We start from the raw sequence: 1,108 nt of genomic DNA on the forward strand, positions 1-1,108 counted from the left end.
CCTGCCTCGACGAGTACGTCAGTGACGAGAATCCAGTGCGGGTGATCGACGTCTTTGTCGAGGAGCTCGACCTGCGCGCTCTGGGGTTCGAGAGGGTCATCCCGCACGCCACAGGCCGCCCCGCCTACCATCCGGCGGCCCTGCTCAAGATCTACATCTACGGCTATCTCAACCGCATTCCGTCCAGCCGCCGTCTCGAGCAGGAGACCGGCCGCAATCTCGAGCTGATGTGGCTCACCGGCCAGTTCCAGCCGGATCACAAGACCATTGCCCGCTTCCGCAAGGACAACGGACCCGCCATCCGGGCGGTGTGCCGTCAGTTCGTCGGGCTGTGCCGCAAGCTCAACCTGTTCTCGCAGGCGGTGGTGGCCATCGACGGTTCCAAGTTCAAGGCGGTCAACACCCGCGATAAGAACTTCACCCCAGCCAAGCTCGCCAAGCGCATCGAGCAGGTGGAGGCCAGCATTGCCCACTACCTCTCCGCCCTCGACACCGCCGACCGGCAGGAGAGCGAGCTGGCGCAGGAGAAGGCCGGGCGGATCAAGGACAAGATCGCGGCGCTCAGGGAGCAGATGCAGCAGTTCCGGGAACTGGAGCAGCAGGTGCTCGCGGCTCCTGACCAGCAGATCTCACTCACCGATCCGGATGCGCGGGCCCTGACCAACCGCGGCATCGGCACGGGCATCGTTGGCTACAACGTGCAGGCCGCGGTGGATGTCCAGCACCATCTGATCGTCGCGCATGAGGTGACCAACAGCGGCTCGGATCGGGGCCAGTTATCGGGGATGGCCCAGCAGGCACAGGGTGCCATGGGCACGCCGAGCCTGGAGGCTTTGGCGGACAGGGGCTACTACAAGGGCGAGGATATCCTGGCCTGCGAAAGGGCTGGGATCACACCCTATGTGCCTAAGTCCCTCACGTCGAACGCCAAGGCCGATGGTCGCTTCGGCAAGCAGGATTTCGTCTATCATCCCGAGGACGACACCTATCGCTGCCCAGCCGGGGAGCGCCTGACGCGGCGGTTTACGTCGATTGAGAACGGCATGGCTCTGCACGTGTACTGGACCACCTGCTGCGAGCGGTGTGCCCTGAAGGAGCTGTGTACGAC

At 64.4% G+C, this 1,108-nt stretch carries 1 protein-coding gene; it reads left to right on the plus strand.

The window, feature by feature from the left end; genetic code table 11:
* The coding region (locus tag FS320_RS43890; protein WP_152718719.1) for an IS1182 family transposase at window positions 1-1,108 on the plus strand (1,108 nt) is incomplete at both ends.

The sequence above is a fragment of the Microvirga tunisiensis genome, assembly GCF_009296175.1.
Lineage (GTDB): Bacteria > Pseudomonadota > Alphaproteobacteria > Rhizobiales > Beijerinckiaceae > Microvirga > Microvirga tunisiensis.